Source organism: Streptomyces sp. PT12 (assembly GCF_003311645.1).
Taxonomy (GTDB): Bacteria; Actinomycetota; Actinomycetes; order Streptomycetales; family Streptomycetaceae; genus Streptomyces.
The window spans coordinates 182,405-208,622 of sequence record NZ_QEST01000256.1 but is presented as its reverse complement, the minus strand read 5'-3'; the positions used below and the strand labels follow the sequence as shown (position 1 = coordinate 208,622).

The 26,218-nt window shown below is 73.8% G+C and carries 22 protein-coding genes, 1 tRNA gene and 1 pseudogene; 17 read left to right on the top strand and 7 right to left on the bottom strand.

Annotated elements, in window-relative coordinates:
* Positions 1 to 74 precede the first annotated feature (74 nt).
* Both DEH69_RS28105 and DEH69_RS28100 read right to left on the bottom strand, forming a co-directional pair.
* Positions 75 to 162, bottom strand: a tRNA-Ser gene (locus tag DEH69_RS28105).
* Between the two features lie 50 nt (positions 163 to 212).
* A complete protein-coding gene (locus DEH69_RS28100) occupies positions 213 to 1,703 on the bottom strand; it encodes a S1C family serine protease (RefSeq protein WP_113689789.1) in 1,491 nt (496 codons plus the stop codon).
* A 125-nt stretch (positions 1,704 to 1,828) separates the two neighbouring features.
* Here DEH69_RS28100 and DEH69_RS28095 point away from each other — a divergent pair, with 125 nt between their 5' ends.
* From DEH69_RS28095 to DEH69_RS28085, 3 genes are all read left to right on the top strand, one after another.
* The gene (locus DEH69_RS28095) at positions 1,829 to 2,635 is read left to right on the top strand and encodes a glycerophosphodiester phosphodiesterase (RefSeq protein WP_113689788.1); all 807 of its coding nucleotides are present in this window, start codon (positions 1,829 to 1,831) and stop codon (positions 2,633 to 2,635) included.
* A gap of 216 nt (positions 2,636 to 2,851) precedes the next feature.
* Entirely contained in the window at positions 2,852 to 3,244 is a 393-nt protein-coding gene (locus DEH69_RS28090) for an ATP-binding protein (protein WP_309302909.1), read from the top strand.
* 47 nt (positions 3,245 to 3,291) lie between these two features.
* Positions 3,292 to 4,266, top strand: coding sequence for a DUF5926 family protein (locus DEH69_RS28085; protein ID WP_113689787.1), 975 nt, complete (start codon positions 3,292 to 3,294; stop codon positions 4,264 to 4,266).
* Positions 4,267 to 4,495: 229 nt separating this feature from the next.
* Here DEH69_RS28085 and DEH69_RS28080 read toward each other — a convergent pair whose 3' ends face one another.
* On the bottom strand, positions 4,496 to 5,176 hold the full coding sequence (locus DEH69_RS28080; RefSeq protein ID WP_113689786.1) for a bifunctional DNA primase/polymerase: 681 nt from the start codon (positions 5,174 to 5,176) through the stop codon (positions 4,496 to 4,498).
* Positions 5,177 to 5,567: 391 nt separating this feature from the next.
* On the opposite strand from DEH69_RS28080, the gene DEH69_RS28075 reads away from it, so the two are divergent.
* The 4 genes from DEH69_RS28075 to DEH69_RS28060 all read left to right on the top strand — a co-directional run bounded on the left by DEH69_RS28075 (position 5,568) and on the right by DEH69_RS28060 (position 11,244).
* On the top strand, positions 5,568 to 6,944 hold the full coding sequence (locus DEH69_RS28075; RefSeq protein ID WP_113689785.1) for a PP2C family protein-serine/threonine phosphatase: 1,377 nt from the start codon (positions 5,568 to 5,570) through the stop codon (positions 6,942 to 6,944).
* A gap of 86 nt (positions 6,945 to 7,030) precedes the next feature.
* Positions 7,031 to 8,551, top strand: coding sequence for an aminopeptidase P family protein (locus DEH69_RS28070; protein WP_113689784.1), 1,521 nt, complete (start codon positions 7,031 to 7,033; stop codon positions 8,549 to 8,551).
* Positions 8,552 to 8,776: 225 nt separating this feature from the next.
* Positions 8,777 to 10,219: a hemolysin family protein gene (locus DEH69_RS28065; RefSeq protein WP_113689783.1), complete on the top strand. Its 1,443-nt coding sequence runs from the start codon at positions 8,777 to 8,779 to the stop codon at positions 10,217 to 10,219.
* A complete protein-coding gene (locus tag DEH69_RS28060; RefSeq protein WP_113689782.1) occupies positions 10,216 to 11,244 on the top strand; it encodes a hemolysin family protein in 1,029 nt (342 codons plus the stop codon). The genes DEH69_RS28065 and DEH69_RS28060 overlap by 4 nt, the downstream gene beginning before the upstream one ends.
* A 189-nt stretch (positions 11,245 to 11,433) precedes the next feature.
* On the opposite strand, the gene DEH69_RS28050 is transcribed toward DEH69_RS28060, so the two are convergent.
* The 4 genes and pseudogenes from DEH69_RS28050 to DEH69_RS28035 all read right to left on the bottom strand — a co-directional run bounded on the left by DEH69_RS28050 (position 11,434) and on the right by DEH69_RS28035 (position 13,991).
* Entirely contained in the window at positions 11,434 to 11,940 is a 507-nt protein-coding gene (locus DEH69_RS28050) for a peptidylprolyl isomerase (RefSeq protein WP_258535026.1), read from the bottom strand.
* A gap of 349 nt (positions 11,941 to 12,289) precedes the next feature.
* Positions 12,290 to 12,789: pseudogene (locus DEH69_RS28045) on the bottom strand (AAA family ATPase).
* 87 nt (positions 12,790 to 12,876) lie between these two features.
* A complete protein-coding gene (gene tatA, locus DEH69_RS28040) occupies positions 12,877 to 13,158 on the bottom strand; it encodes a Sec-independent protein translocase subunit TatA (protein WP_113689780.1) in 282 nt (93 codons plus the stop codon).
* Between the two features lie 395 nt (positions 13,159 to 13,553).
* Positions 13,554 to 13,991 carry an ATP-binding protein gene (locus tag DEH69_RS28035; protein ID WP_113689779.1) on the bottom strand — a complete coding sequence of 146 codons (438 nt, stop codon included), beginning with the start codon at positions 13,989 to 13,991 and terminating at the stop codon, positions 13,554 to 13,556.
* Between the two features lie 238 nt (positions 13,992 to 14,229).
* On the opposite strand from DEH69_RS28035, the gene DEH69_RS28030 reads away from it, so the two are divergent.
* From DEH69_RS28030 to DEH69_RS27985, 10 genes are all read left to right on the top strand, one after another.
* The gene (locus tag DEH69_RS28030) at positions 14,230 to 15,027 is read left to right on the top strand and encodes a hypothetical protein (RefSeq protein WP_113689778.1); all 798 of its coding nucleotides are present in this window, start codon (positions 14,230 to 14,232) and stop codon (positions 15,025 to 15,027) included.
* Between the two features lie 104 nt (positions 15,028 to 15,131).
* Complete coding sequence (locus DEH69_RS28025; RefSeq protein WP_113689777.1) at positions 15,132 to 15,881, top strand: YcnI family protein; 750 nt, start codon at positions 15,132 to 15,134, stop codon at positions 15,879 to 15,881.
* Between the two features lie 66 nt (positions 15,882 to 15,947).
* Positions 15,948 to 16,613, top strand: a complete 666-nt coding sequence (locus tag DEH69_RS28020; protein WP_113689776.1) for an SCO family protein — start codon at positions 15,948 to 15,950, stop codon at positions 16,611 to 16,613.
* Positions 16,610 to 17,077, top strand: coding sequence for a copper chaperone PCu(A)C (locus tag DEH69_RS28015; protein WP_113689775.1), 468 nt, complete (start codon positions 16,610 to 16,612; stop codon positions 17,075 to 17,077). The genes DEH69_RS28020 and DEH69_RS28015 overlap by 4 nt, the downstream gene beginning before the upstream one ends.
* Before the next feature lie 10 nt (positions 17,078 to 17,087).
* A complete protein-coding gene (locus DEH69_RS28010) occupies positions 17,088 to 19,085 on the top strand; it encodes a copper resistance protein CopC (RefSeq protein ID WP_113689774.1) in 1,998 nt (665 codons plus the stop codon).
* Between the two features lie 6 nt (positions 19,086 to 19,091).
* Entirely contained in the window at positions 19,092 to 20,324 is a 1,233-nt protein-coding gene (gene efeB, locus DEH69_RS28005) for an iron uptake transporter deferrochelatase/peroxidase subunit (protein WP_113689773.1), read from the top strand.
* Between the two features lie 43 nt (positions 20,325 to 20,367).
* Positions 20,368 to 21,327 (top strand): prephenate dehydratase, encoded by a 960-nt coding sequence (gene pheA / locus DEH69_RS28000; RefSeq protein WP_113689772.1) that lies wholly within the window; start codon positions 20,368 to 20,370, stop codon positions 21,325 to 21,327.
* Between the two features lie 443 nt (positions 21,328 to 21,770).
* Positions 21,771 to 23,051: a serine--tRNA ligase gene (gene serS / locus DEH69_RS27995; protein WP_113689771.1), complete on the top strand. Its 1,281-nt coding sequence runs from the start codon at positions 21,771 to 21,773 to the stop codon at positions 23,049 to 23,051.
* Positions 23,048 to 23,914 carry an HAD family hydrolase gene (locus DEH69_RS27990; protein WP_113689770.1) on the top strand — a complete coding sequence of 289 codons (867 nt, stop codon included), beginning with the start codon at positions 23,048 to 23,050 and terminating at the stop codon, positions 23,912 to 23,914. The genes serS and DEH69_RS27990 overlap by 4 nt, the downstream gene beginning before the upstream one ends.
* Before the next feature lie 644 nt (positions 23,915 to 24,558).
* Complete coding sequence (locus DEH69_RS27985; RefSeq protein ID WP_113689769.1) at positions 24,559 to 25,746, top strand: helix-turn-helix transcriptional regulator; 1,188 nt, start codon at positions 24,559 to 24,561, stop codon at positions 25,744 to 25,746.
* Positions 25,747 to 26,218: the final 472 nt, after the last annotated feature.

The following is a 26,218-nucleotide window of genomic DNA, read 5'->3' as shown; positions in this document are numbered from 1 at the left end:
CCGCACGGAGCGTGAACCGAGAAGCGGCCCCCGGGTGACCGGAGGCCGCTCTCACCTGCTGTTTTGTCCTTCTGCGGAGGCTGTGGGATTTGAACCCACGGTGAGGGGTTACCTCACGACGGTTTTCAAGACCGTTCCCTTCGGCCGCTCGGGCAAGCCTCCCGGGTGCGCGGCAACCGTGCACCGCGCACCCGGACAGCCTAGCGGCTCCGCTACTGGTCGCCCACGCGCTCGCCGAGGACGACCGTGGTCGTCTGCTCCTGGTTGTCGCGGACGTAGGTGACCTCGACCGAGTCGCCCGGCTGGTAGGTCCAGATCTGGCTGATCAACGTGGGGCTACTGTCGATCAGGGTGTCGCCGAACTGGGTGATGACGTCCCCGGGCTGGAGCCCGGCCCGGTCCGCGGGGCCGTTGGGGGTCACGGCCTCGGGGCCCTCGGAGACGATCCTGGCGCCCTCGACCTCGCCGGTCGGCGGCTCGACCGAGGCGCCGATGATCGGATACACCGGCTCGCCGGTCTCTATCAGGTCGGTGGCCACGGCCGTCGCCTGGTTGATCGGGATGGCGAAGCCGAGGCCGATGGAGCCGACCTCGCCCGAGCCGCCCGGGGTGCCGCGGATCGCGGAGTTCACGCCGATGACGGCGCCCTCGGCGTTCAGCAGGGGGCCTCCCGAATTCCCGGGGTTGATCGAGGCGTCGGTCTGGAGGGCGTTCATGTAGGAGGCGCTGGCGCCCTGGCCGTCGCTTGAGGCGACCGGGCGGTCCTTGGCGCTGATGATGCCCGTGGTGACCGTGCCCGAGAGGCCGAACGGGGCGCCGATCGCGATCGTGCCGTCCCCGACGGCGACCTGGTCGGAGTCGCCCATGGGCAGCGGGTCGAGCTCGCGGCCCTCGAGCCCCGTCAGCCGGAGCACGGCCACGTCATAGCCCTCGGCGCGGCCGACGACCTCCGCCTCGTAGCTCGCGCCGTCCGAGAAGGTGGCGGTCAGCGTGCCGCCGTCCGCCGCGCTGGCCACCACATGGTTGTTCGTCATGATGTGGCCCTCCTCGTCGTATACGAAGCCGGTGCCCGAGGAGCCCTCCATCTCCGTGCCCGCCTCGATGGTGACCACGCTGGGCAGCGCCGCCTCCGCTATCCCGGCGACCGACTCGGGAGGGCGGGCCGCGGTGTCGCCGTCGGTCTCCCTGCTGACGGTCGACGACCCGCTCCCGTCGTCGTCCGCCACCAGATAGCCGACGCCGCCGCCGATGCCGCCCGCGACGATCGTCGCCGCGACGACGCCCGCGAGCAGCGGGCTGCGCCGCTTCTTCGGCGGGGGCGGTGGCGGGAACGCGGCCCAGGGCTCGGCGGGCGGCGGCGCGCCGGGGTCGTGGCCACCGGGCGCGGGCACGGGCAGCGCCGGCGCGTAGGCGTGCGGCGCCGGGGGAGCGGCCGGGGGAGCGGCGGCCTGTGGCGGCGGCGCGGGTGCCCCTGCCGCGGGTGACCCTGCCGCGGAGGGCTGGGCCGCCGGGGGCTGAGCCGCCGGGGGCTGGGACGGGGGAACGGGCGGGTGCGGTGCGGGAGGAGGCCCGGCCTGCGGGTGCTCGCCCTGGCGAGGGCCGCCCGCGGGCGGGGAGCCGGACGGGCCCGTCCCGGGCTCGGCCGGACCCGGACCGCCGACCGGCTCCTCCGGCTTGCCGACGCCGTGGTTCTCGGTGCTCACAGCTCTCTCCTCAGGTCTCTCCTCAGGTGCACGGCAGGAATAGGAGCAGTCTTTCCCATGGTCTGTCAGGCGGACGTAAACACCGCGCACCTCGCTCCCGCCCGCCCGCGTGGCACGATGACGCGGTGACCGCCGCCCGCCACCCCATCCGGGTCATCGCGCACCGCGGGGCGTCAGAGGACGCTCCCGAGCACAGCCTGGCCGCCTACCGCAAGGCCATCACGGACGGCGCCGACGGTCTCGAGTGCGATGTGCGGCTGACCGCGGACGGGCACCTCGTCTGCGTACACGACCGTCGCGTCAACCGTACGTCAAACGGTCGCGGGGCCGTTTCCGCCCTGGAGCTCGCCCAGTTGGCCGAGCTGGACTTCGGCTCGTGGAAGGCCCCCGCCGACGGGGCCGAGTCGCCCGACTCGGCCGATCCCGAGCGGACGACCGTGCTGACCCTGGAGCGGCTGCTGCGGCTGGTCACCGAGGCGGACCGGCCGGTCGACCTGGCCATCGAGACCAAGCACCCCACCCGCTGGGCGGGTCAGGTGGAGGAACGGCTGCTGCGGCTGCTCGCGCGGCACCCGCTGCCGGGGCGCGTCCAGGTCATGAGCTTCTCCGCGCGCTCCCTGCGCCGCGTGCACCTCGGTGCGCCGGGGCTGCCGACCGTCTATCTGATGCACCTGCTCCTGCCGCGCCACCGCGCGGGCCGCCTGCCACCGGGGAACAGGATCGCCGGTCCGAGCATCCGGATCCTGCGCCGCGACCCCGGCTATGTCGCCCGCGCGCACCGGGCCGGTCACCGGGTGCAGGTGTGGACGGTGGACGAGCCCGCGGACGTGGAGCTGTGCGCGCGGCTCGGCGTGGACGCCGTCATCACCAATCGGCCGCGCACGGTGCGTCACCAACTCGACCGGCTGAACGGGCTCGGCGGCCCCGGCTGACCCACGCGCACCACGCGTCGACATGATCAGCGCGCCTTTTCTCACCCCGTGTGCTCCGGCGCATTCGCTTGGTATCGGATCATTACGAGTGCGTCAACTGATACGGCATGGCCGGTTTCCGCTCTCTGCCCCGAGGGCACCATCCCAAGGCGTGGGGCGAAGGAGGTCTCGGGGGTGGCGTTGGTGGTCACACAGCAGGTACCGACGTCGTCGTCCATGTCGGTGTCCCACGGCCCATCAGGGGTGGGAGCGGCACGGCGGCGATTGCGCGCGGAATTGCGCGAAAGCGGAACGCCGGAATCAGTCATTGATGATGCCGTATTGATCCTTTCCGAACTGCTCAGTAATTCCTGCCGACATGCTCGGCCATTGAGCGAGGCCCAGGGCATCCGCGCCTCGTGGAGCCAGGCCAGCGACGGTTCGGTGACCATTTCGGTCACCGACGGGGGCGGCCCGACGCGGCCGCGGCCCGCGTCACCTTCCGTGACCGCCAGGGGCGGCCGCGGGCTGACGATCATCGGCTCCCTCACCAGCGCGTGGGGCGTGCGCGAGGCGGAGCTGCCGGGCGCCGTCACCGTATGGGCGGTCCTGCGAGCGCCGGGCGGTTAGGCTCGCGGCACAGTCGTACGCCGAACGCACGCAGGAGACCGCTCACCATGGCCAAGAAGCGCCGCCCTCGCACTCCGACCAGCGCCCGGGCCACGGGGACGTCCACCGCGGAGATCCCCGTCGTCGGCGCGCGCGAGCCGTGCCCCTGTGGATCGGGCCGCCGTTACAAGGCATGTCACGGCCGCGCCGCCGCCCAGGCCGCGACCGAGCTGGTCCGCCGCCCCTTCGAGGGGCTGCCGAGCGAGTGTGACTGGGTCGCGCTGCGCGAGCTCGTCCCCTCGGCCACCGTGCCGCTGACGCTCAAGTCGGGGCTGCCCGACGGCGTTCCCTCGCTGACGCTCGGCACCGTGCTGCCGATGGCGTGGCCCGCGCTCCGCAGGGACAACGGCGCCGTGCTGCTCGCCCTCCAGAACGACACCGCCACCGGCGACCTCAGCCGCGATCTCGCCGACGTGCTCGCCCGCGCGCTCAACACCGACCCTGGCAACCCCGTCTCCGCGAGCCGCCCCGCCGCGGGCGGGCCGCGCCTCCAGGAGCTGCTCGACCTCGAGGCGCCGTTCGAGCCGACGGTGCACGAGGGGTTCGCGTTCTGGCTCGAGGACGCCCAGGCGGCCACGCCCGAGGTGGCGGCCTCCCTCGAGCGGGCCAACGCCGCGGCGACGCCCACCGCACGCCTCACCGGGGTGGACGCGGCGTACTGGTGCGAGACCCCGGGGAAGAACCACCTGCGCTGGGTCCTGCCGCACGACGAGGAGCCGCTGCTCGACGCGTTGGCCAGGCTGCACGCCGCGGGGGCCGCGACGCTCGGGGACGACACCAGGCTCGTCGGCTCGTTCCGCGCGCACGGGCTGACCGTTCCCGTGTGGGACCTGCCGTCGGCGATGCGCGCCGAGGACTGCGAGAAGCCCGCCGCCGCGTTCCACGAGCGGCTCGGCGAGGCGCTGGCCACCGACGCGCCGCTCACCCCCGAGGAGCGCCGCGCCCGCAACGGCCTCACCAATCGCCAGGTCACGCTCAACTGACCGGCTCTCCGCCCCCGGCGCGGCCCGCGACGGACGCCGCCACCCGCGTGATTCCGGTCACAACTTCCCCCGTGGGACGGGAGTTCGGGCTGCCGTGGGGCTCCGTGGGATTTGCGAATCCCCGATGAGTTGTTACCTTCTGAGGTGGGCCCGGTCGCTGGTGCATCCCCCGTCGCCAGCGATCGGGTCCGTCCATGTCCGCGCCCCCTCCGCGCGGCGGTCGGCCGCTTCAGTAGGTGAGCCAGCCGCCCGGCTCGGGGGCGCTCAGCCCGGCCTCCACCAGCACATCCAGCAGGTCGGCCGCCCGTGGCAGCGGCACCCGCTCCCCCCTCGGCTCCGGCTCGCGCGCCCAGGCGACGCGCCCCGCACCGGTCCGCGATGGCGGCAGCGGCAGATAGCCACCGACCCCGTGGAAGCGCAGCGCGCTCGGCACCCTTTCGAGCGCCCCGAGCAACTCCCCAAGCTCAGGCAGCTCGTACGGCTCGACCAGCAGCATCCAGCGGGTCGGCGCCGCCACGACCGGCCCGGTGGGCGCCCCGCGGCGGTCGAGCTCGGCCAGGGCCGCGGCCCCGGCGAGCGCCGGAAGGCTCAGGGCGCAGGGCCCCCGGCCTCCCGTGGCCAGCATGATCGGGGAACGCGGGCGGACCCGCCACCACCAGCCGACCATGCGGGAGTCCGTCGTCGCGGCCAGCAGCTCGGGGTCGAGGGGGTGGGCCCCGGGGACCACGCAGTCGGGCCGCGGGCAGTCGCACCCGCCGTCGGGGCGCGCCTCCGCCCCCGGCAGCACCGGCCACCGCCACCGCCCCACGCACCGAAGAGCCGCCTCGCGCAGCTCGGCGCCCTGGCCGCCGCCAGCACCGCGGCCGTTGCCATTACCGTTCTTGCGTCGCTCTCCGAGGATCTCGCGCATCAGCGCGTCCCTTCCGTCGCGGGTTCGGATACACCACGTGGAACACAGATCACCGTATGCAGCGGGTCGCATAGTGAGGGGCGGCGGGCGTACAGGGCTCGGCCGCCATCGGTCAGGACGCCAGAACTCGACGATCCGTTCCGATATGTACCCAGCCCGCCCGGCTCGATCCGCCGCCGGAAGCGCCCAGTCGATCGCTGACCGAACGACCCGACGCCACTTTTCCGCCAATTCCGCCAAACTCGCAGCGGCCCGGCCTGTCGGACCCGGAACGGGCCCGCTACCTGGGCATTATCCATCACGGCAGGACCCTACTCGACCGGGGTCCCGGCCGTGCCTTCCCCTGGAAAGTCCCGCAGCGACGCATATCACATGGGGGTTCGCCTCACCCATGAGTACATTGCCCCCCTCGAAAGTGGCCGGAATCCACCCCGTGCTGCCAACGGTCCCGCAGACTTCGCGGCCCGCTGACGACGCCGCCATCGGCGGGCCAGGAGGGGCGCACGACCGGCTCGCTTCCTGGATCTCCGACCTCACCACGCTCCACGCGCTGACGGAACGCCTCGGGCGCACCCGCACCCTCGCCGACGCCCTCGACGAAACGCTGCGCGCCGGCGCGGAGCTGGTCGGCGCGCGCCGGGGGCTGATGGCGTTGCGCCCCTGTGACGGCCTCGGGCCCGAGCGGCTCGCGGGGCTCGGTCTCGGCCATGCCGACCTCGGCCACCTGGAGACGGTCCCGCCGGGGCTCGGCACCCCCTTCGGCGCCGGCCTCGAGGGCGGCGGCGACCTCACCGAGGTCGTCCACCGCGACATCCCGCGCGAGGACTCCCTCGGCCCGCGCCACCGCGAGGTCGCCGCGCGCCTCGGCTTCGCCGCGAGCTACGCCGTGCCGCTCGCCGCCGAGACCCCGGGCCGCCTCGGCGCCGCCGTGTGGCTCTACGACGAGCCGGGCCAGCCCGACCCGCGCCAGCGCCGCATGCTCTCCCACTACCTGCGCCAGGCCGCCCAGCACATCGCCAACCGCCTCGAACTCACCCGCGCGCAAAGGGCCGTTCGCACCGTGCACGAGGGCCTGCTGCCGCCCAGGCTCCCGCTGCTGCCCGGGGTCTCGCTCGCCGTGCGGCACCGCTTCGGGCCGCGCGGCGGCGGGGACTTCTACGACGCGCTCGCCCTCCCCGACAGCGCGGTGGGCCTGGCCATCGGCGGCGCCACCGGCACGGGCCCCGCCGCGCTCGCCGCGATGGGGCGGCTGCGCGCGGGACTGCGCGCCTACGCCGTGATGGAGGGCGAGGACCCGGTGGCCGTGCTGTCCGACCTGGAGCTGCTGCTGCGGATGACCGAGCCGGGGCGCTGCGCCACCGCGCTGTTCGGCTATGCCGAGCCCGCCACGCGCCGCCTCGTGCTGGCCTCGGCCGGCCACCCCCCGCCGCTCGTCGTCGGCGCGGGCCGGGCCGTCTTCGCCGAGACGACGCTCTCCGCGCCGCTCAACATGCTGGCCTGCTGGGAGGCGCCGAGCGTCCATCTGCGGATTGAGGAGGGAGAAACGGTCCTGCTCTACAGCGACGGGCTGCTGCACCGCACCGGCGAGCCGCTCGACCGGGCGTTCGCCCGCCTCCAGACCGCGGCCGCGCACGCCTCCCCCGCGGCCCGCGCCGACCCGGGCGCGCTCGCCGACCACATCCTGCGCACCCTGCTCCCCGACCTCGACTCCCCCGCGGCGGCCGACAGCCCCGAGGACGTCGTCGTGCTCGCCGCGCACTTCGCGTAGGTCCTGACGCCAGGACAGAGCCCGGGTCCAGGGCGCCGCGAGCTGCGCGGAAGAACGCTGTCGCACCCCGCCGCACCGTGCCTACCATGGGGCGAAGCCAGCCAGCGAGCGAGGAGACGGACGTGGCCGAAGAGCAGCGGACCGAGGGCCGACCGGCCGAAACCGCCGAGCAGCAGGGGGCGGCCGACGAGACCCCCGCGCCCCGCAAGAACGGCGTCACGCCCCAGATCTCCGACGAGCTGGCCGAGAACATGAAGCAGGGCTGGGCCGACACCGAGCGCCTCGACCTCGAGCCCGTCCCGCAGGCCGAGCACACCGCGCGCCGCCGCGCCGCGCTCTCCGAGCGCTTCCCCGGCGAGCGCCTGGTCGTCCCGGCAGGCCGCCTCAAGACGCGTTCCAACGACACCGACTACCCCTTCCGCGCCAGCGTCGAGTACGCCTATCTCACCGGCGACCAGACGGAGAACGGCGTGCTCGTCCTCGAGCCCACCGGCGAGCGCGGCCACGACGCCACCCTCTATCTGCTGCCCCGGTCGAACCGCGAGAACGGTGAGTTCTGGCTCAGCGGCCAGGGCGAGCTGTGGGTGGGCCGCCGCACGAGCCTGACCGAGGCCGAGCGGCTCTACGGCATCCCCGTCGCCGATGTGCGCACCGTTCCCGATGTGCTGGGCAAGGCCAAGGGCCCGGTGCGGGTCGTGCGCGGGCACGACGCCGAGGTCGAGGCGGCGCTGAACGACAAGGTCACCGCCGAGCGCGACGAGGAGCTGCGCGTCTTCCTCTCCGAGGCGCGGCTGGTCAAGGACGCGTTCGAGATCGCCCAGCTGACCCACGCGTGCGAGGCGACGGCACGCGGCTTCGAGGACGTGGTGCGTGTGCTCGACCGCGCCGAGGCCACATCGGAGCGGTATATCGAGGGCACGTTCTTCCTGCGCGCCAGGGTCGAGGGCAACGACGTGGGCTACGGCTCGATCTGCGCCGCTGGCCCGCACGCCACGACGCTGCACTGGGTGCGCAACGACGGCCCGGTCCGCTCCGGCGACCTGCTGCTGCTCGATGCGGGCGTGGAGACCACCGAGCTGTACACCGCGGACGTCACGCGGACGCTGCCGATCAACGGCCGGTTCACCGACCTCCAGCGCAGGATCTACGACGCGGTGTACGAGGCGCAGGAGGCGGGCATCGCCGCGGTGGTGCCGGGCGCGAAGTACCGCGACTTCCACGAGGCGGCGCAGCGGGTGCTGGCGCGGAAGCTGGTCGAGTGGGGCCTGCTCGAAGGCCCGGTGGAACGGGTGCTCGAGCTGGGGCTCCAGCGCCGCTGGACGCTGCACGGCACGGGGCACATGCTCGGCTTGGACGTCCACGACTGCGCGGCCGCGCGCCGCGAGAGCTACGCCGACGGCACGCTGGAGCCGGGGATGTGCCTGACGGTCGAGCCCGGCCTCTACTTCCAGCCCGACGACCTGACCGTGCCGGAGGAGTACCGGGGGATCGGCGTGCGGATCGAGGACGACCTGCTGGTCACCGAGGACGGCAGCCGGAATCTGTCGGCCGCGCTGCCGCGGCGTTCCGACGAGGTCGAGGCGTGGATGGCGCGGCTGCGCGCGTGAGGCGCCCTGGCTCCTCCTGACGCTCCTTCACCACCGCGTGTGAAGGTGTCGGGGAGACAAAAAGGGGTACAGCCTGGGAACACGGACGCGCGCGGTCGCGCTCCGTGTACCGATTCCCGCCGGAAGGAGCCCCGTGGCGCCCCCTTCGTCCGACCCGGACGGGCATAGTCCCGGACCACCTCGCCAACGTCAGACGTGCCGCGGCACACGGCGAGGTGGTGTCCTTTGAGTGCCGCGCTCGGGCTGCTCGCCGTGCTGGTCCTGACGGCGGGCACCGGATACTTCGTCGCCCAGGAGTTCGCGTTCGTCGCCGCCGACCGGCTCGCCCTCGGGCGGGCCGCGGCGGCGGGCGACCGGCGGGCCGCCCGCGCCCTTCGGGTGCAGGAGCGGCTGTCGTTCATGCTCTCGGGGGCGCAGCTCGGGATCACGGTGACGGGCCTGGTGGTCGGCGTCCTGGCCGAGCCCGCGCTCGCCGCGCTGCTCGGCCCCGCGCTCGGCGGCCTTGGGCTGCCCGAGGCCGCGGTGCCGGGGATCGCGCTGGTCCTGGCGTTCGCGCTGGCGACCGGCGTGCAGATGGTGCTGGGCGAGCTGGGCCCCAAGAATCTCGCGCTGGCCGTCCCCGAGCGTCTGGCCATGGCCATGGCGGGCTCGACGCTGGTGTATCTGCGCGTGGCGGGCCCGTTGATCCGCGTCTTCGACGCCTCGGCGAACGGGCTGCTGCGCCGCGTCGGCATCGAGCCGGTCGACGAGCTGCACCATGGCGCGACGATCGAGGACCTTGGCCAGCTGATCGGCGCCTCGCGCGAGCAGGGGCGGCTGCCGCACGCGACGGCGAAGCTGCTCGACGGCGCGCTCGGCTTCTCCGAACGGACGCTGGCCGAGGTGATGGTGCCGCGGGTCGAGGCGACCTCGGTGCGCTCGTCGGCCCCCGCCGCCGAGGTGGTCGGGCTGATCGCCGCGCGCGGGCACTCGCACTACCTGGTGATCGGCGACCGGATCGACGACATCGTGGGCGTGGTGGGGGTGCGCGAGCTGATGCGGGTGGCTCCTGAGCGCATCACCCGGCGCACGGCGGGGGCGCTCGCGCGGCGCGCGCTGCTGCTCCCTGACACGCTGCCGCTGCCGGGCGCGGTGGAGCAGATGCAGGCGGCGGACGAGGAGTTCGGGGTCGTGCTCGACGAGTACGGCGGGCTCGCGGGCATCGTCACGCTCGAGGACATCGCGGAGGAGCTGGTCGGCGAGATCGCCGACGAGAGCGACCTGGTGGTCGAGGTGGCCGTGCCCGACGGCGGCGGCTGGGTCGTGGACGGCAGGGGCAGGGTAGACGAGGTGGCCGCGGCGACGGGCGTTCCGCTGCCCGAGGACGACGCGTTCGGGACGGTCGCGGGGCTCGCGATCGACCGCGCGGGGCGCTTTCCCGCGGTAGGCGACGTGATCGAGGTCGAGCTGGCGCGGGGGCACGGAGGCGCGCGGGGCGGCGGGGGCGTGGCGCGGCTGACCGTGCTGTCGCTCGACCGGCGCGTGCCCGCGCGCCTGCGCCTCGAACGCGCCGAACACGCCGAACGCGTCGAACGCGCCCCGCGCGCCGGGGAACGCGCCCGCGCCCGCCAACGGGCCGGGCGCCCCAGGTCCGCGCCCATGGCCGCCCGGCAGGGGCAGCTGTCATGAGCGCGCAGGCGGCCGTGCTGGTCACGGTGGCGCTGCTGGTGGGCTCGGGGTTCTTCGTGGCGGCCGAGTTCGCGCTGGTGGCGGCGAAGCACCACCGCATGGAGCAGGCGCGCGCGGTGGGCGAGCGCGGGGCGCGCGCGGCGCTCGCGGGGATGCGTGAGCTCTCGCTCATGCTCGCGGGCGCGCAACTGGGCATCACCGCCTGCACGCTGGGGCTCGGCAGCATCTCGGAGCCCGCGCTCGCCCACCGGATCGATCCGCTGCTCGAGGCGGTGGGGCTGCCCGGCGGGCTCTCGTACGGGGTGGCGTTCGTGGTGGCGATGACCGTGGTGGTGTTCCTGCACATGGTGGTCGGCGAGATGGCGCCCAAGTCGTGGGCGATCTCGCGCCCCGAGCGTTCGGCGATGCTGCTCGCGCCGCCGTTCCGGGCGCTGGTGCGGGCGGTCAGGCCGCTGATCCGGGCGCTCAACACGCTGGCCAACGCCCTGGTGCGGCTGTGCGGGGTGACCCCGCGCGATGAGCTTGCCTCGGTGCACGACCGGGAGCAGCTGGCGCAGCTGGTGGCCGAGTCGCAGCGGCTCGGGCTGATCAGCGAGACGGACTCGGGGTTGATCATGCGCTCGTTGACGGTGCCGCAGGCGCCGGTGGGGGCGATCCAGGTGCCCGCGGACCGGATCGCGGAGGTGTCGGCGGGCGCGGGGGCCGAGGTGATCCTGGCCACCGCGGCGGCCAGCGACCACACGCGGCTGCTGGTGCGCGACGGGGCGCGCGTGGTGGGCTCGGTGCACGCGCGGGACGCGATCGTGGCGCGGGCGGCGGGGCGGACGGTGACGGCGGCCGAGCTGGCGCGGCCCGTCCCCGAGCTGACGGCCGACGACACGCTCGCGCACGCGGTGGAGCAGCTGCGGCAGCGGCGGGCCTCGCTCGCCGTGGTGCGCGGCCCCGACGGGAGGGTGACCGGGCTGATCAGCCTCGATGACCTGCTGGTGCGGCTGATGGGGCCAAGGGCGGCGCGGGCGGCGTGAGCGGCATGAGCGGCGTGAGCGGCATGAGCGGCGTGAGCGGCGTGAGCGGCGCAGGCGGCGTGAGCGGCGCAGGCGGCGTGAGCGGCGCAGGCGGCGTGAGCGGCGTGAGCGAACGGGCCGCCGCGCCCGCCCCGTTCGCGCGGGGCGCGCGCGGCGGCCGAGGACCGGCCCAGGGGGATCGACCCAGAATCAGCCCAGGGAGACGGACTCGATGGTGATCGGCTCGACCGGAACGTCGCCAGGGCCTGTCTCGGTGGCCGCGATGGCGTCCACGACCTCGCGGCTCGCGTCGTCGGCGACCTCGCCGAAGATGGTGTGCAGGCCGTTGAGGTGGGGGGTGGGCTCGACGGTGATGAAGAACTGCGAACCGTTCGTCGCTGGCCCTGAGTTGGCCATGGCCAGCAGATACGGCTCCTCGAACGTCAGCCCGGTGTCCACCTCGTCGGCGAACTGGTAGCCGGGGCCGCCCGTGCCGTTCCCCGCGGGGTCGCCGCCCTGGATCATGAAGCCGTCGATCACGCGGTGGAAGATCGTGCCGTCGTACAGCGGCTCGTCGCCCTCCTGGCCCGACCAGGCAAGGGAGCCGTCGGCCAGGCCCGCGAAGTTCGTGACGGTCAGCGGGGCTTCCTCGGGGTAGAGGGTCAGCGCGATGTCGCCCTCGCTCGTGTGGATCGTCGCGCTGGTGACCTCGGGCACCTCGACGGTCTCCGGGGCGCCGGGGCCCGGGAGCTGCTCCTGGCCCTGCGCGGGGTCATCGGGCGCGTCGCCGGGCGCCGACTGCTCGGTCTGCTGCTCCTGGGGCGTGGGCTCACCGCCCTCCCCGTCGTCGGACTCATCGCCGCAGGCCGCGGTGAACAGACCGAGGCAGAGCAGCCCGGTCGCGAGACGCCGAGAGGTGCGATTCATGTCGGATGTGGCCTTCCGTGTGGGGTGACCCGTGGCGGGCGCGGTGCGCGGAGCTCCCAGGGACCTCATCATGCCCCACGCCTTCCGTTCTGCCACCAGGGCCTCGGGCCCTGGCCCCCCCGGGGCGGCCCTGGGGCGCTCAGCCGTCGACGCGCGCGGCGTCGAGACGGTCGAGCACGGCGTCGACGGTCTCGTCCGGGGTCTGGTCCGAGGTGTCGAGCCAGAGCCCGACGCGCGGGGCGCGGCGGCGTAGCCAGTCGTCGAGGGCCTCGACGGTCCATGGCCCGTAGCCGTCCTTGGGGCGGGCGGCCTCGCGCGCGGCGACGACATCGGCGCGCGGCGCCAGCACGACGACATGGAACGGGCGGGTGCGCACGAGGGACACGAAGGCGGGCAGGTCGTCGCCGATGACGATGTCCTGGACGACGGTGGTGAACCCCGCGGCGGCGTAGAGGTCGGCCGCGGCGGCGGCAAGGCGGTGACGCAACAGGAGCTGGGCGTTGGCCTCGGGCGTCGGGTCGGGCGGCGGCTCCTCACGCCCCGAGACGATCATGCGGCGGAACGCGTCACCGCGCACATGGGCGGCGCGGGGCAGGCGGCGGGCCACGCCGCGGCGACGGTGGACTTGCCCGCGGCCATGACGCCGGTGATGAGCACGACGGAGGACTCGGGTGGGCGGCGGCTCACGGGCTGTCCTCTTCGCCGTGTGGTGTGACGGCCGCGCCGTCAGGTCTGGGCGGTCGGCTTGGGCTCCTCGACCGGCCTGGCGCTCGCCACGTCACCGGGGGCGGCCTGGATGGTGCGGGCGGTGCCGGGCGTCGGCTCGGGGTCGTCCTTGGGCGGCGCGGCGGCGGTGTTGTTCTCCGCCTTCATGGCGGCGGTCTCGCTCTTGAGGATCCGCGCCGACTTGCCCAGCGAGCGGGCGATGTCGGGCAGCCGCTTCGCCCCGAAGACGAGCAGCACGATGATGGCCAGGACGACAAGCTCCCGTGCCCCGATCTGACCCATGGGTTCCACCTCCTAGGAGACGCCTCGCGACGTCCCGATCAGCGCCACGGTAACGCGCAAGAAGTAAAGATTGCGCAAATCACAAGACAATACCTCCGTGCGCCCCTTCGGGGATAGACCGTCTCGACCGCATGGGCGAAGGGACGGACCTTGGGGATGATTCCCGCCCTGGCGCGGCGGGGAACCACCGGGGGGAAACGGGGGTGTGCGGCCGAGAAACGCGCTGGTGGGAGCGGTGGCCGCGGGGGGCGCGCGCGGCCCGCCGACGGCGCTTGGACGGCGGCGGGCGCCCGAGCGGCGAGGACTGCGAGGGCGGCGGAGACGGCGGGCCGCGACGCGGGCGGGGCGGGAAGAGGGGATCGGGAGGGCGAGGCTGGGGACGGCTCCCGAAGAATCTAGGAGACCTGGAGCAGGGCGTCCTCGCGCCAGCGCAGGGTCTTGTCGAACGTCACGACCGCGCCGCCCGAATCCGGCTGGTTGTCGAAGGTGACCGCGTCGGAGAGCGCCTCGATCAGGCTCAGCCCGCGCCCGCCCGGCAGGAGGTCGAACGGCTCGGAGCGCGGCACGATCGCGCCGCCTGGGAAGCCGGGGCCGCAGTCGGTGACCTCGATGCGGCACACGTCCCCGTGCACGGACGCTGTCACCCGGTAGACGTCGGACTGGCCGCTGCCGTGGCGGACGGCGTTGGAACACGCCTCGGAGAGGGCGACCGACATCTCGTGCGAGATGTCGGCGTCCACGCCCGCCGCCTCCATGGAGCCGAGCAGGAGCCGCCGCGCGAGCGGGACGCTGGCCGCTTCCCGCCGCAGCTGGAGAGACCACCAGACGCTCATGCTCCGACCTCCTGGCCACGGCTCGACATATCCCTAGGTATTGCCGAGCGGCGCGCGGCGTAAGCGTGTGATTGACCCAACACCCCCCGATCGGCGGATGTAACGGGACGTATCCGCCGATATAGCGGTGAACGGGCGGTGAACGGGCGCTCACCGACGTGACAGAACGAGCCGTTCCGCGCGCTTCGGGCGACCGGGTGGGTCACGTTCCAGGGCCCGGTGAGATGATGGCGCGGCCATGCGTGCCGGAGCCGATCTGCGACTGCTGCGAGCCGCGGTGTTCGCCGCGGCCTGCGCCACGCTGGCCGCGACCGGTCACCTCGGCGCCGCGGGCTCCGGCATACCGCCCGCCACGCTGGCCCTCGGCTGGGGCGCGGCGTTCGCCGTCGCGCTGCCGCTCGCGGGGCGCGAGCGGCGCTCGGTGCCCGCGCTCGCGGGCACCCTGGCCGCCGCCCAGCTCGCCCTGCACGTTCTCTACTGCGTCGGCGGGCACGCGCCCACCGCGGCGCCAGGACCCAGGGAGCTGGCCGCGCGCCTGCTGTGCGACAACGGCGGGATCGCGCTCTCCGACGCCGAGGCGGCCCACCTCGTCGCCGCCTCGGGCATCGGGGATGCGCACGCTACCGGCGCGCGGCACGCCGCGGACGCCGGGGGCGCGATGAGCCCGGGCGAGGCGCTGGCCTCGCTGGCCTCCGCGCCCATGCTGCTCGGCCACCTCGCCGCGGCCCTGATCGCGGGCTGGCTGCTGCGGCGCGGCGAGGCCGCGCTGTGGGCGGCCGTCAGGCTCGCCGCGCTCCCCGAAGCCAACGGCCTGGGCGGCGCGTTTCTCCTCGCCCAACTGCCGCCGCTGTGCCGGGCGTTGAGGCTTCTCCGCTTTCTGTGCGGCGCGCCGCTCCCCGGCCACGCGGCCCGCGGTGGCGCGCTCCGCACGGCGTTCCTCCCCCTTCCCGCACTCCGCGGCGCCGTTCTGGCGAGCGCGGTGCGGCGGCGCGGTCCGCCCGCGCCCGCGCACCGCCAGCTCACACTCGCGGCCTGACGCACCTCTCACGCCCTCCCTCGCGCCCGCGCTGCGGAGGGGGCGAGCGCGCCGCCGCGCGCCCGAACCTTCCCTTTCACCACCCCAGCACCGTGGAGTGCCCCATGAACCGCACGCGCATCGCCGCCTGCTCAGCCGTCACCCTCACCACCGCCGCCGCGGCCCTCGCCCTGGCCGCGCCCGCCGCCCAGGCCCATGTCAGCGTCGACCCCGCCGAGGCCGAACAGGGCGGCTACACGACCGTCGACGTCCGGGTCCCCAACGAGAGCGACACCGCGTCGACCATCAGCCTCGAGCTGCACCTCGACCCGGACTTCCCGCTCGCCTCGGTGCGGCCGCAGGCCGTGCCGGGGTGGGAGGTCGAGGTCGAGACGACCGAGCTCGAGACCCCCATCGAGAACCACGGCAACCAGATCACCGAGGCGCCGAGCGTCGTGCGCTGGACGGGCGGGGAGATCGAGCCGGGGATGTTCCAGCAGTTCCCGCTGTCGCTCGGGCCGCTGCCCGAGGACGCGGAGCACCTGGTGCTGCGGGCGATCCAGACCTATGACGACGGCGAGATCTCCCGCTGGATCGAGCCCCCGGCCGAGGACGGCACCGAGCCCGAGCAGGACCCGGCGCCCGTACTGCACCTGACGCCCGCGGCGGGCGCCGACGACGTGGCGGCGACCGACGACGGCGCGAACGGCGAGGGCGGCGAGAGCGCCGCCGCCTCGGACGACGGCGACGACGACGCGGCCACCGACACCACCGCCCGCGTGCTCGCGGGCGTCGGGATCGCGGTGGGCGTGGCGGGCGTAGCGTTCGGCGTGCTCGCCGGGCGCCGGCGCGCGACGCCGCCCGCCGCCTCCTGACCTCCCCCTTCCACACCACCGGTCGCGGGGCGCACGCCCCGCGGCCCACCATCACCAGGAACGTTCATGCACCTGCGCAAGATCAGCGCCACGCTCGTCGCGGCGACCGCCGCGCTCACCCTGGCCGCCTGCGGCGGCGACGGCGGCTCGGGCGGCGAGGCGGACGACTCGCCCGCCGCCGAGGTCTCGGGCGGCGGCGCGACCGACGAGGGCACCGTCCTCGACCAGCCGTTCGCCAAGCCGGAGCTGGTCCTCACCGACACCGAGGGCCAGCCGTACGACTTCGCGGCCGAGACCGACGGGCACGCCACCCTGCTCTACTTCGGCTACACCAACTGCCCCGACATCTGCCCCCTGACCATGAGCAACATCGCGCTCGCCGCCGACTCCCTCGACGAGGAGCAGCGCGCTGACCTGCGCGTGGTCTTCGTGACCACCGACCCCGAGCGCGACACCCCCGAGTCCCTCGGGCCCTGGATCGACGCGCACAGCCCCGACTTCACCGGCCTGACCGGCGACTTCACGACCATCCAGGAGGCCGCGCGCTCGCTCGGCGTGCACATCGAGCCGTCGTACGAGGACGACGATGGCGGCATCGTCTCGACGCACGGCACCCAGGTCCTGGCGTTCCTGCCGACGGACGACCAGGCCCATGTCATCTACACGGAGGGCGTCACGGCCGAGACGTTCGAGCGGGACCTGCCGGGGCTGATCGAGGGGGAGCTGCCATGAGGGGCCGCGCCGCCGCGGCGGCTCTCACGGCGGCTCTCACGGCGGCCCTCGCGCTGAGCGCGTGCGGCGGCGGGGGCGGCGACGACGAGGCCGCGTCGCCGCCCGAGCTCTCGGCGCGTGGCGCGTTCATCCCCGAGCCCACGACCGCCGACCTCGCGGCCGCCTTTCTCACCGTGGAGAACACGGGCGGCACCGACGACGCCCTGACGTCCGTCACCAGCGACATCGCCGGGACGATCGAGATCCACGAGACCGTGGACAACGCCATGCGCCAGGTCGATTCGCTGCCCGTCCCCGCGGGGGGCGAACTCGACCTGGCGCGCGGCGGCAACCATCTGATGCTCATGGACCTGACCAGCCAGCCCGTCGAGGGCGAGACCGTGGCCCTCGAGCTGCACTTCGAGACGTCGGACCCGATCGCCCTCGACGTGCCGGTCGAATCCGCCACCCACACCGGGGAGTGAGACCGCAGCCATGACACCGCCCACGCCCACCACCGTCCTCCGCGCCCCCGGCTCCCTGCTCCTGGCCGCGGCCCTCGCGCTCGCGGCGCTGCTGTTCGCCGCCCCGCCCGCGTCGGCCCACGCCTCGCTCGCCGACAGCACGCCGGGGGAAGGGGAGGTGGTGGACGTGGCGCCCGACGAGATCACCCTCACGTTCACCGAACAGGTCTCGCTCGCGGACGACGGCGTGCGCGTCCTCGACCCCGAGGGCGAGCCCGCCGAGGTGGGAGCCCCGGCCGACGTCGGCGACCGCACCCACGCCGTCGCGCTCGGCGGCGGCCTGGCCGACGGCACCTACACCGTGGCCTGGCAGGTCGTCTCGGCCGACAGCCACCCGATCTCGGGCGCGTTCACCTTCTCGATCGGCGCGCCATCGGCCACCGGCGTGGCGCCCGGCGCCGTGGCGGCACGCGGGGACGACGGCGCGTCGGGGCTGCTCTACGACGTCGCGCGCTACGCCGCGTACGGGGGGTTCGTCCTGCTGGGCGGCGCCTGCCTGTTCACGCTGCGCTGCTGGCCGGGCGCGGCGTCGCGGCGCGCGGTGCAGCGCGTCGCGCTCACGGGCTGGACCACCCTGACCGCGGCCACCCTCGCGCTGTTGCTCCTGCGCACGCCCTACACGGGCGACGGCGACCTGGGCGACGCGTTCGACGTGGGCGGGCTGCGCGACGTCATCGAGACCAGAACGGGAACGGCCCTGGTCACCCGGCTGCTGCTGCTCGCCGCGGCCGGGGTGTTCATCGCGGTGCTGCACGGCGGGTACGCGCGGCTGCGGGCCGAGCCTGACCCCGACGAGGACGACGCCGCGCGGGCGCGGGACCTGGCGTTCGGGCTCGCCATCAGCGGCACCATCCTGGCCATCGGCATCGCGGCCACCTGGGCGATGTCCGAACACGCCTCGACCGGGCGGCAGACCGGGCTCGCGATCCCCCTCGACATCGTGCACCTGCTCGCGGTCGCCGCGTGGCTCGGCGGCCTGGTGACGCTGCTGGTGCTGCTGCGCACCGAGCCCGCGCTGCCGCGTTCCGCCGTGCGGCGCTTCTCCGGCGTCGCGCTCGCGGCCGTGACCGCGCTCGCTGTCACGGGGCTCTACCAGTCCTGGCGCCAGGTCGGCTGGTCGTGGTCGGCGCTGACCGAGACATCGTACGGGCGGCTGCTGCTGCTCAAGGTGGGCCTGGTGGCCCTGGTGCTCGCCGTGGCCTGGGGGTCGAGGCGGCGCACCGGGCTCCTGGGCGAGAACGCCCCCGAGACCGCCAGGCCCACCGAGACCGCCGGGCCCACCGAGACCGCCGGGCCCACCGAGCCCACCGAGCGCGCCGAACCCGCCGGGCCCACCGAGCCCGTCGCGGTGGGTGGCGGCGATGGCGACGCCGACGCCTCCGACCCGCGGCGCGCCCGGCAGCTGGCCCGCCAGCGCGCCGCCATGGCGACCGCGCGCCGCAACCGCGCGAGGGACGCCGACCCGCACCGCGCCGGGCTGCGCCGCTCGGTGCTGGCCGAGGTGGCCATCGCCGCGGTCCTGCTCGCCGTGACCACCGGGCTGACCGGCACGACACCGGCCCGCACGGCCGCCGCGGAGAGCGCGCGGAACGGGGGGACGGCGGCCGCGGACGACGCGACCACGCGGGATCCTGGCGACCTGTCGTTGCCGTACGACACGGGCGGCGTCGCGGGTCGTGGCACCGCGCGGATCGAGCTGACCCCCGCGCGCACGGGCGAGAACACGATGCACATCCGGCTCGTCGACCCCGAGGGCGCGCCCGCGGGGGCCGAGGAGATCGAGGTCGCCCTCACCCTGCCGTCGGAGGACATCGGGCCGCTCACGTTCGACCCGCTGCACGTGGACGCCGGCCACTGGACCGCGACAGGGGTCCAGCTGCCGAGGCCGGGCGCATGGGAGCTGGCCCTGACGATCCGCACCTCCGACATCGACCAGATCACCGAGACCGTCACCGTCACCATTGGCTGAAGAGATATGAACGAACAACGCGCCATCTCCCGCAGGCGCCTGCTGACCTCGGCGGGCGCCACCGGGGCCGCGGGGCTCGCCCTCGGCACGCCCACCGGTGCCCTCGCCCACGCGGCCGCCACCGACGACGAAGGGCCCGCGCTGACCACGCTCGGCTCGACCGCGGTGCCGTTCCACGGCACCCACCAGCCGGGGATCACCACGCCGATGCAGGCGCACGGGCATCTCGCGGCGTTCGATCTCGCGCCCGGCGCGGGACGGCGCGAGGCCGCCGCCCTCATGCGCCGGTGGTCCACGCTGGCCGCCGAGCTGATGGCGGGCGGCACCCCCGAGACCGACACCGGGGTGGCGGGGGACGCGGGGCCCGCGTCGCTGACCGTCACGTTCGGCTTCGGGCACCACTTCTTCGAGGCCACCGGGCTCACCGAAACGCGCCCCGAGGCGCTCGACCCGCTGCCCCGGTTCTCGGCCGACGAGCTCGACCCCGAGCGCTCCGAGGGCGATCTGTGGATCCAGGTGGGCGCGGACGACGGGCTCGTCGCGTTCCACGCGCTGCGCACGCTCCAACGCGCCGGCGCGGGGACCGCCGTCGTGCGCTGGCACATGAAGGGCTTCAACCGGAGCCCCGGCGCCACCTCGCGCCCCATGACCACCCGCAACCTGATGGGCCAGGTGGACGGCACCAACAACCCGAGCCCTTCGGACGACGACTTCGACCAGCGCGTCTGGGTCCCATCGGACGGCGATCCCGCGTGGATGGCGGGGGGCTCGTACGTGGTGTTCCGCCGCATCAGGATGCTGCTCGACGACTGGGAGGCCGAGTCGCTGGAAACGCAGGAGCGCGTCATAGGGCGGCGCAAGGGGAACGGCGCGCCGCTCACCGGCGGCGACGAGACCACGGCCGTGGACCTGGAGGCGGTGGACGCCGACGGCGGCGCGGTCATCGCGGCCGACGCGCATGTCCGCGTCACCGCCCCCGAGACCAACGGCGGGGCCGCGATGCTGCGCCGCCCGTTCTCCTACCACGACGGCTTCAGGCCCGACGGCGCGCCGGACGCGGGGCTGCTGTTCCTGTGCTGGCAGGCGGACCCGCGCCGGGCGTTCGTGCCGGTGCAGCGCAAGCTCGACCGGGGCGACGCGCTCTCGGAGTACATCCGCCACGAGGCCAGCGCGCTGTTCGCGGTCCCTGGCGGCGCGGCGGAGGGCGCATACGTCGGCCAGGCGCTGCTCGAAGCGTGAGACGGCGGAAGGACGGGGGTGAGCGCGGGGCTACCGTTGCGTCATGACTGCTGCCAGCCGCTACACCTATCTCGGGCCCGAGGGAACGTTCACCGAGGCCGCGCTCCGCACCCTTCCCGAGGCGGCCACGCGCGAGCTGGTGCCGATGATCTCGGTGCCCGCCGCCCTCGACGCGGTGCGCACGGGCGAGGCGGCTGGCGCGCTCGTGCCCATCGAGAACTCGGTGGAGGGCGGAGTCACGGCCACCGTGGACGAGCTGGCCTCGGGCGAGCCGCTGATGATCTACCGCGAGGTGCACCTGCCGATCGCGTTCGCGCTGCTGGTGCGGCCCGGCACCAAGCTGGAGGCCATCAAGACGGTCACGGGGCACCCGGTGGCCCAGCCGCAGGTGCGCGGCTGGCTGGCGCGCTTCCTGCCCGAGGCGCAGTGGGAGTCGGCGGCGTCGAACGCGGACGGGGCGCGGCTGGTGCAGGAGGGGCGCTTCGACGCGGCGTTCGCGGGGGAGTTCGCGGCGCCGACCTATGGCCTCGAGCCGCTGGTCACGGACATCCACGACGCGCAGAACGCCACCACGCGCTTCGTCCTGGTCGGCCGCCCGGCCAGGCCAGCCGCGCCGACGGGCGCGGACAAGACATCGGTGGTGCTGTGGCTGCGCGCCGACCACCCGGGCGCGCTGCTCGAAGTCCTCCAGGAGTACGCGACGTGCGGCGTGAACCTGATGCGGATCGAGTCGCGGCCCACGGGGCAGGGGATCGGGCAGTACTGCTTCTCGATGGACTGCGAGGGGCACATCTCCGATCGGCGGGTGGGGGACGCGTTGATGGGGCTCAAGCGGCTGTGCGCCGACGTGCGGTACCTCGGCTCGTATCCCAGGGCCGACCATGTCGAGCCGACGGTGCGCGCGGGCACGGCGGACGAGGACTTCCTGACGGCGGCGGACTGGCTCACCCGGTGCCTCGACGGGCGGCTCGGTGGGGCGTCAGGCGGGGTGTCCGGCAGGTGAAGGGCGGATGGCCGCGGGGCGGCGGGGCGACGACCTGCGGTCTCTCCACAAAGTTATCCACAGGGCACCCTGTGTGCCTGTGAATAAGTCGACACGGCGAACCGGGCGGAGTCGACACATGAACAGGAAGACGGCATAGCGATCACCCGGGGACGGATCCGCACGCGTCGGCGCATTCGCACGGCATCCCCCGTGAGTGTGAGGCGATTTCCCTCGTACGTGGGTGTAGCCGGGGCGGGATCGGGGAATTCTGCGGCCCACCTCGACGGGGGTCGCCCAGGGCGGCGAGTTGTCCACAGGCCGCCGCGCCAGCCTGTGGATAACCCTGTGGGCAACTCCCTGACCTGTGGATTTCCGGGCACGGAACGTTCCATGCCATCCCGGACAGAACGGTCGAAGACAACTCGGTGCCGCGCGGGAACCCGGGCCGGTAGCCTGGTCGCGTGATTGACCTTCGACTGCTCCGTGAGGACCCCGACCGAGTGCGCGCCTCGCAGCGCGCCCGTGGAGAGGACGTCGGCCTGGTCGACGCGCTCATCTCCGCCGACGAGCGGCGGCGCGCGTCGGGCTCCCGCTTCGACGAGCTCCGCTCGGAGCAGAAGCGGATCGGCAAGCTCATCCCGCGCGCCTCGGGCGACGAGAAGGCCGAGCTGCTGAAGCGGGCGGGCGAGCTCGCGGGCGAGGTCAAGGCCGCCGACGCCGAGCGCGACGAGGCCGCCGACGAGACGCAGCGGCTGCTCCTGGCGCTGGGGAACGTCGTGCACCCCGACGTCCCGGTGGGCGGCGAGGACGACTTCGCCGTCCTGGAGACGCATGGCACCCCGAGGGACTTCGAGGCCGAGGGCTTCGCGCCCAAGGACCACCTGGAGCTGGGCGCGGCGCTCGGCGCGATCGACGTCGAGCGCGGCGCGAAGGTGTCGGGCTCGCGCTTCTACTACCTGACCGGCGTGGGCGCGCTGCTGGAGCTCGCCCTGGTCAACGCCGCGATCGCGCAGGCCACCGAGGCGGGCTTCGTCCCCATGCTGACCCCCGCGCTGGTCAAGCCGCGCGCGATGGAGGGCACCGGCTTCCTCGGCCAGGCGGCCCAGGACGTCTACCAGCTGGAGAAGGACGACCTCTACCTGGTGGGCACGTCGGAGGTGGCGCTCGCCGGGTACCACATGGACGAGATCCTGGACGAGGCGCGGCTGCCGCTGCGTTACGCGGGCTTCTCGCCGTGCTTCCGCCGCGAGGCCGGGTCGCACGGCAAGGACACCAAGGGGATCATCAGGGTCCACCAGTTCGACAAGGTCGAGATGTTCTCGTATGTCGCGCCCGAGGACGCGGAGGCGGAGCTTGACCGGCTGCTGGCGTGGGAGAAGCGGTGGCTGACGGCGCTCGGGCTGGCGTTCCGCGTGATCGACGTGGCCAGCGGCGACCTGGGGGCCTCGGCGCAGCGGAAGTTCGACTGCGAGGCGTGGATCCCCACGCAGGGCAAGTACCGCGAGCTGACGTCCACGTCGAACACCGGGGAGTTCCAGGCGCGCCGCCTGTCGATCCGGATGCGCGGCAAGGAGACGGGCGTGCGCCCGCTGGCCACGCTCAACGGCACGCTGTGCGCCGTGCCCAGGACGATCGTCGCGATCCTTGAGACCCACCAGAACGCCGATGGCTCGGTGACCGTCCCCGAGATCCTGCGCCCCTACCTCGGCGGGCGCGAGACGCTGACGCCGGTGACCGCGTGACCGGTCTCACCCAGACCTTTCCCTACCGGCTGATCGCCACCGACCTCGACGGCACGCTGCTGCGGCGCGACGAGACGATCTCGGCGCGGACGCGGGACGCGCTGATCGCCGCCCAGGCGGCCGGGGCCGAGCACATCGTGGCCACGGGGCGCAGCGTGGCGTGGACGCGGCACATCCTGGACGACCTCGGCTACCGGGGCCTGGCCGTGTGCGGGCAGGGCGCGCAGCTCTACCACGCGGGCGAGCACCGGCTGCTGACGTCGGTCACGCTGGACCGCGCGCTGGCGCGCGGCGTGATCGAACGCCTGGAGGCGGAGCTCGGCCCGCTGGCGCTGGCCGCCAACCGGGACGGGCTCGACGGCAACGTCGCCATGGATGAACGTTTCCGCGCGGCCGTGGGCAGCGGGTTCACGGGGCGCGCCGACGCGCCGTTCCCCGACCACGCGCCGGATCGCGGCGAGTTGTTCGCCGAGCCGATCATCAAGATGTACCTCCAGCGGCCCGGGATGTCCGACGACGATCTCGCGACCGCCGCGGCGGCGGTCGCGGGCACGGCGGTGGGCATCGTGGTCTCGGGCCTCGGCCTGGTGGAGATGCTGCCGCTCGGCCTGACCAAGGCGACAGGGCTGTCGCTGGCGGCGCGGCGCCTCGGGGTGACGGCCGCCGAGACGATCGCGTTCGGGGACATGCCCAACGACATCGCGATGCTGCGCTGGGCGGCCCACGGCGTCGCGATGGCGGGCGCGCACCCGGACGTCAAGGGGGTGGCCGACGAGGTCACGGCGGACAACGACGAGGACGGCATCGCACTCGTCATCGAACGCCTGCTGCGGCCACGTTCTGTGGGGGACGGCGGCGGCTGAGGGGGTTGTTGGCGGGGGCGGCTACGGTCCTGACGTCCTCCCGCCCGCCGCCTGCCGGGGTGGCGCGACTTCGGCCCTAAGGGGGGCCTCTGACCTGCGGCTTTGTGGCTCGCTGAGACCGTTGCGGGATCATGACCTGAGGTGGCTGGGCGGGTCAGGTGCGGTCGCGGGTGGCCTGCGGGGTGGTGGGCGGCGGCCGGTTTGGCGTGAGGGAGCGGGGCCGTACGCTGGCCGCGAACCGGGCAGCCCTTGGCCTGCCCGCAACAGCCCGGTTGGGCCCCGCTCCGGAGGCTCGCGCCAAACCGGCCGCCCCTGCCGCACCGCACGCCGCCCGCCCCAGCCACGTCAACGGCCGTAGGAGGACCCTGTGAGCGACGGGGCGCTGACAGGGTTTTCCCGTGATCAATCCCGGTAGCTCATAATTGGTTCCAGGGTCCTTCCGGCGTACTTAGGGCAAGGCATCTCTCCTCTGCTGAACACGCTCCCGCACGCGAGCCTTCTTCGGGCCGAGCGAGGGGGCGCTTCGTCATGCCCGCAGCACAACGGCCCCTCCGTCACTGGGTGATGGGGGGCCGTTCGCTGTTCCCCGGTGCGTACCCGGGAGTACCGTCTGAGTGTCGAATTCAGAACGGAGCCATACTGCCATGCCCGACACCATTGGCGACAGGCTGCGCAAAGCCAGGAAGCGCGCTGGCCTGTCACAGGGAGACCTCGCCCGCGAATCCGGAGTCTCTTACTCCCTGATCCAGCAGCTCGAACAAGGCGCGCGAACGGATACCCGCCTGGAGACGGCCCGGAAGCTGGCGGCAGCCTTGCGCGTGCCAACCACGAAGCTACTCACGGAGCACGCCGAAGAGGCCGCCGATGACGCCACCGCGGACCAGTGGACGCGGGTCCGTCGTGCTGCCGTCGGGCTCTACGACGGTGATGCTGACGAGATCAATGAGCCCCCGACCATTGAGGGCGTTAAGGCCGCGCTCGACGCGACGGACCGGCTGTTCGCCGTCGGTCACTTCGGCCGCCTCGGCTCCCTCTTGCCCCCCCTGATCCGCGACGCCGAGACCCTGGCGGAGCTCACCCCGGAGGGACGTCAACTTCGTGTGCGTATCACGCAGTTGGTCGGCTGGCTCCTGACCCAGACCCGCCAGTTCGACAGTGCGGAGGACGTGCTGGCCCGCGTGATCGCGGATGCGCCGGACCGCCTCCAGGCCGCGGCGGCAGTCAACACGCAGGGCTGGCTGCTCCTTCGCCGAGGACGATTGGCCGAGGCCGCTGCGCTCGCGGAGCGTTGGGCCGATGAGCTGGAGCCGCCGCGAATGTCCCGGGCCACGATGGGCGAGCTGAGCGCGTGGGGATCGATGCTCCTGCGCGTGTCCGCTGCTGGAGCGCGAGACGCCCGAGATGTCGAGGCTGACGATGCCCTACGCCTGGCCCAGTCGGTGGCGGTCGCCATGGGACGTGAGCACGCGGCGAGGGAGGATCGGCTGCGGACCTTCGGCCCAACGACCGTAGCGCTGAAGCAGGCCGAGAACGCGATGATCATGGACCAGCCTGAAGAAGTGCTGAGGCTCGCCCAGAATGTTCCCACGGGGGGGCTGCGTCCGACGAAGAACAACCTGAACCGCCATCTCCTTGATGTGGCTGACGCGCAGGCGCGGTTGCGTCGCCATCAGGAGGCGGTACAGACCATGCTTGGGATCCTGCGGGACTCGCCGGAGTGGCTGCCCAACCAGCGGTACGCGCGCGACATCGTGGGGCGAGTCGTGGAACGGCGGCGGACACTGACACCGCAGATGCGTGTCCTGGCAGACGTCGTCAGGCTGCCGATGTAACGCTCGTTGTGACTTTTGACTGCACCCCCCTGAAACGCCCATCGACGCCCGGCATTCACCAGGCGTAGCTTCGTCGGCACCGGACGGTCAGTAACGACACGTCACAGGAGTCGATCATGTGCACCCCCGGCACCCCCTTCAGCACCCCGGCGCAGCGACAGCGGCGCCGGATCATTGCCGACGCCAGTGTGGGCCGCGGGCCGGACTGGTATGGCCCGACGCCCCCGCAGCAGCCGACCGGGCAGGCCAGCCGTGCCTAGCCCCGCTGCGGAGCATCTGCCGCCCGCGCCGCCGCCGTTGTCCGATGACGAGCCGATGACGGTGATCGTCGGGCGGGAGTGTCCGCCCGCGGTGCCGCTTGATCTGTGTCTTGGCTGTCGTGACCGGGTTCCGTCGCTCGCTACGCATGTGCGCTTGGGCGGTGGGTTGTGAGCGGGTGGTGCGCGACGTGCGAGACGACGGTGCCGCCGCT